Source organism: Lamprobacter sp. (genome assembly GCF_034860625.1).
Taxonomy (GTDB): domain Bacteria; phylum Pseudomonadota; class Gammaproteobacteria; order Chromatiales; family Chromatiaceae; genus Lamprobacter.
In genome coordinates this window covers 1-7,365 of sequence record NZ_JAYESN010000166.1, presented here as the reverse complement: position 1 = coordinate 7,365, position 7,365 = coordinate 1, and the positions used below count along the sequence as shown (strand labels likewise).

The 7,365-nt window shown below is 63.1% G+C and carries 5 protein-coding genes and 2 pseudogenes; 6 read left to right on the top strand and 1 reads right to left on the bottom strand.

What is annotated here, in order from left to right; translation table 11 throughout:
• Positions 1-268: 268 nt before the first annotated feature.
• Positions 269-2,050, top strand: a complete 1,782-nt coding sequence (locus tag VBE63_RS22715) for an AAA family ATPase (RefSeq protein WP_323685292.1) — start codon at positions 269-271, stop codon at positions 2,048-2,050.
• Positions 2,051-2,135: 85 nt separating this feature from the next.
• Positions 2,136-3,179 (top strand): Rpn family recombination-promoting nuclease/putative transposase, encoded by a 1,044-nt coding sequence (locus tag VBE63_RS22710; RefSeq protein WP_323685291.1) that lies wholly within the window; start codon positions 2,136-2,138, stop codon positions 3,177-3,179.
• 118 nt (positions 3,180-3,297) lie between these two features.
• Here VBE63_RS22710 and VBE63_RS22705 read toward each other — a convergent pair whose 3' ends face one another.
• The gene (locus VBE63_RS22705) at positions 3,298-4,872 is read right to left on the bottom strand and encodes an ATP-binding protein (protein ID WP_323685290.1); all 1,575 of its coding nucleotides are present in this window, start codon (positions 4,870-4,872) and stop codon (positions 3,298-3,300) included.
• 336 nt (positions 4,873-5,208) lie between these two features.
• On the opposite strand from VBE63_RS22705, the pseudogene VBE63_RS22700 reads away from it, so the two are divergent.
• The 4 genes and pseudogenes from VBE63_RS22700 to VBE63_RS22685 form a co-directional block, all read left to right on the top strand.
• Positions 5,209-5,292 (top strand): annotated as a pseudogene (locus VBE63_RS22700) (hypothetical protein); the annotation flags it as partial.
• A 50-nt stretch (positions 5,293-5,342) separates the two neighbouring features.
• Positions 5,343-5,930 (top strand): annotated as a pseudogene (locus VBE63_RS22695) (PD-(D/E)XK nuclease domain-containing protein); the annotation flags it as partial.
• Between the two features lie 85 nt (positions 5,931-6,015).
• A complete protein-coding gene (locus tag VBE63_RS22690; RefSeq protein WP_323685289.1) occupies positions 6,016-6,444 on the top strand; it encodes an Rpn family recombination-promoting nuclease/putative transposase in 429 nt (142 codons plus the stop codon).
• Complete coding sequence (locus VBE63_RS22685) at positions 6,395-7,060, top strand: hypothetical protein (RefSeq protein WP_323685288.1); 666 nt, start codon at positions 6,395-6,397, stop codon at positions 7,058-7,060. Before VBE63_RS22690 ends, VBE63_RS22685 begins: the two co-directional genes overlap by 50 nt.
• The last annotated feature ends 305 nt before the right edge of the window (positions 7,061-7,365 follow it).

Here is a 7,365-nt window from a genome sequence, read left to right as displayed (position 1 = left end):
AATCACGAGCGCAAAGGCCAGCAATATTAATCCAACGAGATCGCTTTGACCTCGGCGATGATCGTTTTTTTGAGCTGTCTGGGTGGGAGCTGCCGGCACCGATGCGCGCAAGTGCGCACCGATTCAAATACCGTCTGGTCTGATGTCAGCCGCTTGATAAAAAGGTCTGAGTAGAGTTGGTCTGCCAGGCGGCTGCATAGACGGCGGGTTTCCAGCAGCGGCGCGACTGCTAAGCTCAGGCATACCGCACCCGCAACAGGCGCCCACCATGCACTTCCCCTACGGCCTCAGCGATTTTGGCAAACTGCGCGCGCAGGATTATTGGTACCTCGACCGCACCGATCGCATTCCCGCGCTCGAAGCCGCTGGTGATCAGCTGATCTTCCTGCGCCCGCGCCGCTTCGGCAAAAGCCTGCTCTTGTCGATGCTCGAGCACTACTACGATCTCAACCGCGCCGAGCAGTTTGGCGAGTTGTTCGGCAATCTCGCCATCGGCCGTGAGCCGACCGCGCTGCACAATCAATACTTCGTGCTGAAATGGGACTTCTCCCTGATCCCCGCCCATGGCGAGATCGCCGACATCGAAGACGCGGTGCATCGGCACATCAATGACCGCATCACCGCCTTCCAGCACCGCTATGCGTCACAGCTACCCCGACCGATCAGCATCACGCCAGAGCACGCCATCTCCTCCTGGGAGTCGCTGCTCAGCAGCCTCTCCCAAACCCCGCACAAGCTCTACCTGCTGATCGACGAATACGACAATTTCGCCAACGAAGTGCTGATGGCCGCGCGCCCCGGCAGCCAAGACCGCTACCAGACGCTGCTGCAAGGCGAGGGACTGCTGAAGACCGTGTTCAAATCGGTCAAGGCCGCCGCTGGCGGTCTGGGACTCGACCGCGTCTTCATCACTGGCGTCTCCCCGGTGGTGATGAGCGATATGACCAGCGGCTACAACGTCGGCGAAGACATCTATCTACTATCGCAGTTCAACGACCTCTGCGGCTTCACCGAGGCCGAGGTCGCGACGGTGCTCAACCAACTCGCTGGGGAGAGTGGCGAGGGTGGCGATTGGAGCGCACCCGCCGCGCTCGAGACCATGCGCACCTTTTACAACGGCTATCGCTTTAGCGAAGCCGCTGAAGAAAGCCTCTACAACCCCACCCTGAGCCTGTACTTCTTCAAGGCCCTCGCCACTCAAGGCCAATACCCCCGCCGCATGCTCGACGAAAACCTGGCCATGGACCGCAACAAGCTGATGTACATCGCCCAGTTGCCCCAAGGCGAAGACCTGCTGATCGAGGCCCTCAGCGGCGATGACCGCATCCTGATCCCCGAATTGGTGCAACGCTTCGGCGTCGCCGATGTGCTGGCCGCCGTGAAAGATCAGCCGTTCATGGCCTCGCTGCTGTACTTCTTCGGCATCCTCACCCTCAACGGCCTCAGCGCCTTCGACGAATGCCGACTGCGCATCCCCAACCTGGTCGCCCGGGGCCTCTATGTCGAGCGCCTGCGCGAGTGCTGGCTGCCATCGACCGGACGCTCCCGCGACCTCCAAGACGTCGTGCGCGCCCTCGGTCAGCATGGCGATCTAGCGCCCCTCTGCGACCTGATCGAACAAAGCTACTTCCGCGTGCTCTCCAACCGCGACTATCGTTGGAGCAACGAACTGCTGGTCAAATTCGCCTTTCTCACCCTGCTGTTCGATGACCGGCTCTACATGGCCGTCTCCGAATTGGAGACCGAGCGCGGCTATGCGGATCTCGCGCTGATCGTGCGCCCGGACAAGCGCCGCTTTCAGGCGCTCGATCTGTTGCTGGAGTTCAAATACCTCAGCCTCAAAGACCTCGGCCTGAGCGGCGAGCAGGTGCGCGAGCAATCACGCGAGGCGCTCGCCGAACGCCCAGCCGTGAAAGCCAAGCTCGATGAAGCCGAAGCCCAGGCGCGTGACTACGGCGACACGCTGATCGAGCGCCATGGGCTGAAGGATCTGCGCGCCTTTGCCGTGGTCGCGCTCGGGGTGGAGCGGGTGCTGTGGCGACGGCTGTGAGCGCTGCGGCACCGGCCGGCTCAGGCGGTGATTGCCTCTGCGCTTAAGCAGCACCACCGATCAACACAGATCCTGGCGATCGCCTATGAAGACACCCGGCAACACCCAAAACCGCCGCCGCGAACCCAGCCACGACAGCGGCTACAAACTGCTCTACAGCCATAGCGCCATGGTGAGCGACCTGCTGCGCGGTTTCGTGCCCGGTGCCTGGGTCAAGGCGCTCGACCTCTCCACACTAGAGCGCTGCAGCGGCAGCTATGTCACCGATGATCTGCGCGACCGCGCCGATGACATCATCTGGCGGCTGCGCTGGGGCTCGGACTGGCTGTATGTCTATCTGCTGATCGAGTTTCAGTCGACCATCGACCCCTGGATGGCGGTGCGCATCCAGACCTATCTCGGGCTGCTCTATCAGGACCTGATCCGCGCCGAGTCCTTGAGCGAGAGAGGGCGTTTGCCGCCCGTGCTCCCGCTCGTGCTCTACAATGGTGCCAGCCCTTGGAGCGCCGCTGACACCCTGGACCCGCTGATTGAGCCTGCGCCAGCGGTGCTGGACAGCTATCGGCCACGGCAAGCCTACCTGCTGCTCGATGAACAGCAACGGGCCAAGGCCGGCACGCTGCCCGAGCACAACCTCTGCACCGCCTTGTTCCGGCTTGAGGCCAGCCGGGGTGCCGAGGACGTACTGAGTATCCTGCAAGCGCTGGTCAACTGGCTCCAAGCCCCCGAGCAAACCGGTCTGCGTCGTGCGTTTGCGGTCTGGTTTGGCCGCGTCTTTCTCCCCAAGCGATTGCCGGGCGTCGACATGCCGCCGCTCAATGATCTCACCGAGGTGTATGACATGCTTGCTGACAATGTAGAAACCTGGACTGATCAATGGAAGCGTGAGGGCCTTGAGCAGGGCGTTGAGCAGGGCCTTGAACGGGGCTTGAATGCCATGCGACATATGCTTGTGCGTCAGGCCCGTCGTCGCTTTGGCCCCGCCATCGCCGAGCAGACTGAGCCGGTGCTTGCTCACATCGACAACCTGCGGCAACTTGAAGACTTCGGTGATCAGCTGCTCCTGAGCCAAGATGGAGAGGATTGGCTTGATGCCGTGCGCAAGGCAGGCTCTGATGAGGATCGGTAGGCCACGAGGCTGATCCCGGCAAGCTTGGCCCGACGATCTCGGCCCGCTAACCCCGCCGCGCTGCTGCTGTCGGGGTGCTCGCCCAGTGGATCGGATCAAATCGCAAGGCCGTGCACGCCTAAGCCCGAATCACCTGGATACACCGCCCGCTTGGGCTGAGCCTCTCCGCAACACGGGTCCGCTCAGCGATCGGCGGCTGTCCACTCCGGCGATCAAAGAGCACCAGCCAACCGTCCGCCAGCCCCAAACCAGCCAGATAGTCATCGAGCTGTTCTAGCCCCTGCGTGAGCGGATCAGGCCGCCCATCGCGCCAGACCTTGAGCTCGATGCCCAGCGTCACCGCGCCATAGCGCAGGCAGAGATCCATGCGCCCGGCGCCGATGGCGTACTCGCGCTCCAAGCTGCCGCCGCCGTTGACCACCCGATGCAGAAAGGCCATCAACACCAGATGCGGGGCGATCTCATGATAGGGCGCGCTTTTGAGCAGCGGCTCGCCGTGCTGGCGCCAGAAGCTGAGAAAGGCCTCCAGCAGTGCCTCTGAATCAAGTTGGCCCTGCGCGTCAAGCCAGGTCGGGGCGATGCGCGGCAGTGAAGCCTGAGGCACCAGCGCCAGGATGCGCGGTAAGACCTCGCGATAGATCGGATTGGCGATCTCGATGCCACCGCCATCGCGCTGGCGCAAGAGTCCGAGATCAGTCAGATACTCAAGATCGCTGAGCGGCAGCTGTTCCAGCGCCTCGCCGGCTAGCATCGGCTCAATGATGCGCCGCACTCGCTCCTCGCGCAGCTTATCAGCCAACTGATCGAGATGGGTCACGCGCCTGAGGATCAGCTGCTCCTTGGCCTGGTCAATCAGGGCCACATCAATCGGCCGCGCGCGATCACGCCCCTCCGGCATGCGAAAACAGCACTCATAGGCCAGCGCATTGACCAGCCACGGCTGACCCTGGGTCAACATCCACACCCGATCGAGCGCCTCCGGGGTAAAGACCTGGCCGGTGTCCTGAGTGTGCTCTGTCAGCAAGGTCCGCGTTTCCACCGCGCTGAAATCCCCCAGGCGCAGCGACTCGGCCTTGATGTTGAAGGCACTACCGCCGGTGATCGGCGCGGGCTCGGAGCGGGCATGGATACGGTAGTCGCGCAGGTCGCGCACACCACAGAGGATCACCGTATTCGGGGCGTGCGCTGGGCGCTTGGTATAACCAGCGCGCAACTGGCGCAGCAGCGAGACCAGGGTGTCGCCAACCAGGGCGTCGACCTCGTCGAGCAAGAGCACCAAGGGGCGCTCCAGGCGCGCGCACCAGCGGCTCAAGAAGACCCCCAGCGCTGAGCCCGGTGGGGTTTGCGCTAGCACCTCGCGCGCCAAGGCTGGCGCCTCGGTATCACCGACGCCATCGCTCGCCCACGTGGCAATGTCCGTGACGATGGTCGCCATCGCCGGATCGAGACGCTCGCGATAGGCCTGCGCGCCCTCCAGATTGGCATAGACGGCCTGATAGCGGCCCTCGCGATTGAGATGCTCCAGCAAAGCCAGCAAGCAGGAGGTCTTGCCGGTTTGGCGCGGGGCGTGGAGCAGGAAGTATTTCTTCTGCGAAATCAGCGTCCGCACCTCATCGAGGCGCCAACGCTGGAGCGGCGGCAGCAGGTAATGCTCATCGGCCCGCACCGGCCCCTCGGTATTGAAAAAGCGCATCAGGGCAGGGCTCTCATAGATCGGTTCCGAATGGTCAAGGGTAGCAGTAAGCCATGGTGCCCGCTCCATCAGGCCGAGCATGGCGGGCCGCGCCCAGCATTCAGCGTATTCGACATGGCGCTGACCTTTCAATGCACGCCGTTGCCGAGCCGGATGCATTGGTTGCCCGCTTCATGTGTCTTCAAGGCCCTGCTTGGCACTGAACCCCACCGCGCGGCTGATCCACTGCCTCAACCCCATGCCGAGGCTGAAAAGCGTCGCCTCATCTTGCGCAAACGACATCAACGCCGCGCCTGCTATGCTCAGGCATAACGTACCCGCAACAGGCGCCGCCCCATGCACTTCCCCTACGGCCTCAGTGATTTTGGCACCCTGCGCGAGGAGGATTATTGGTACCTCGACCGCACGGATCGTCTTCCCACCCTGGAGCAGGCGGGGCGGCAACTCATCTTCCTGCGCCCGCGCCGCTTCGGCAAAACATCCCCAACCTGGTCGCGCGCGGCCTCTATGTCGAACGCCTGCGCGAGCGCTGGCTGCCATCGACCGGACGCTCCCGCGACCTCCAAGACGTCGTGCGCGCCCTCGGTCAGCATGGCGATCTAGCGCCCCTCTGCGACCTGATCGAACAAAGCTATTTCCGCGTGCTCTCCAACCGTGACTATCGCTGGAGCAACGAACTGCTGGTCAAATTCGCCTTTCTCACCCTGCTGTTCGATGACCGGCTCTACATGGCCGTCTCCGAATTGGAGACCGAGCGCGGCTATGCGGATCTCGCGCTGATCGTGCGCCCGGACAAGCGCCGCTTTCAGGCGCTCGATCTGTTGCTGGAGTTCAAATACCTCAGCCTCAAAGACCTCGGCCTGAGCGGCGAGCAGGTGCGCGAGCAATCACGCGAGGCGCTCGCCGAACGCCCAGCCGTGAAAGCCAAGCTCGATGAAGCCGAAGCCCAGGCGCGTGACTACGGCGACACGCTGATCGAGCGCCATGGGCTGAAGGATCTGCGCGCCTTTGCCGTGGTCGCGCTCGGGGTGGAGCGGGTGCTGTGGCGACGGCTGTGAGCGCTGCGGCACCGGCCGGCTCAGGCGGTGATTGCCTCTGCGCTTAAGCAGCACCACCGATCAACACAGATCCTGGCGATCGCCTATGAAGACACCCGGCAACACCCAAAACCGCCGCCGCGAACCCAGCCACGACAGCGGCTACAAACTGCTCTACAGCCATAGCGCCATGGTGAGCGACCTGCTGCGCGGCTTCGTGCCCGGTGCCTGGGTCAAGGCGCTCGACCTCTCCACACTAGAACGCTGCAGCGGCAGTTATGTGACCGATGATCTACGCGACCGCGCCGATGACATCATCTGGCGGCTGCGCTGGGGCTCGGACTGGCTGTATGTCTATCTGCTGATCGAGTTTCAGTCGACCATTGACCCCTGGATGGCGGTGCGCATCCAGACCTATCTCGGGCTGCTCTATCAGGACCCTGATCCGCGCCGAGTCCTTGAGCGAGAGAGGGCGTTTGCCGCCCGTGCTCCCGCTCGTGCTCTACAATGGTGCCAGCCCTTGGAGCGCCGCTGACACCCTGGACCCGCTGATTGAGCCTGCGCCAGCGGTGCTGGACAGCTATCGGCCACGGCAAGCCTACCTGCTGCTCGATGAACAGCAACGGGCCAAGGCCGGCACGCTGCCCGAGCACAACCTCTGCACCGCCTTGTTCCGGCTTGAGGCCAGCCGGGGTGCCGAGGACGTACTGAGTATCCTGCAAGCGCTGGTCAACTGGCTCCAAGCCCCCGAGCAAACCGGTCTGCGTCGTGCGTTTGCGGTCTGGTTTGGCCGCGTCTTTCTCCCCAAGCGATTGCCGGGCGTCGACATGCCGCCGCTCAATGATCTCACCGAGGTGTATGACATGCTTGCTGACAATGTAGAAACCTGGACTGATCAATGGAAGCGTGAGGGCCTTGAGCAGGGCGTTGAGCAGGGCCTTGAACGGGGCTTGAATGCCATGCGACATATGCTTGTGCGTCAGGCCCGTCGTCGCTTTGGCCCCGCCATCGCCGAGCAGACTGAGCCGGTGCTTGCTCACATCGACAACCTGCGGCAACTTGAAGACTTCGGTGATCAGCTGCTCCTGAGCCAAGATGGAGAGGATTGGCTTGATGCCGTGCGCAAGGCAGGCTCTGATGAGGATCGGTAGGCCACGAGGCTGATCCCGGCAAGCTTGGCCCGACGATCTCGGCCCGCTAACCCCGCCGCGCTGCTGCTGTCGGGGTGCTCGCCCAGTGGATCGGATCAAATCGCAAGGCCGTGCACGCCTAAGCCCGAATCACCTGGATGCACCGCCCGCTTGGGCTGAGCCTCTCCGCAACACGGGTCCGCTCAGTGATCGGCGGCTGTCCACTCCGGCGATCGGTAGTGCCCCAATCCATGGGATGACTGTGTGAAATACGCTTAAAGTATCAGCGGGTTACGAAAACTCATCCTGCTTATCGGGGCACTACC

Excerpts from the sequence above, each read along its gene's own strand:
- VBE63_RS22710 (WP_323685291.1), top strand. The coding sequence starts at position 2,136 with ATGAAGACACCCGGCAACACCCAAAACCGCCGCCGCGAACCCAGCCAC.
- VBE63_RS22690 (WP_323685289.1), top strand. The coding sequence starts at position 6,016 with ATGAAGACACCCGGCAACACCCAAAACCGCCGCCGCGAACCCAGCCAC.
- VBE63_RS22705 (WP_323685290.1), bottom strand. The coding sequence starts at position 4,872 with ATGCGCTTTTTCAATACCGAGGGGCCGGTGCGGGCCGATGAGCATTAC.
- VBE63_RS22715 (WP_323685292.1), top strand. The coding sequence starts at position 269 with ATGCACTTCCCCTACGGCCTCAGCGATTTTGGCAAACTGCGCGCGCAG.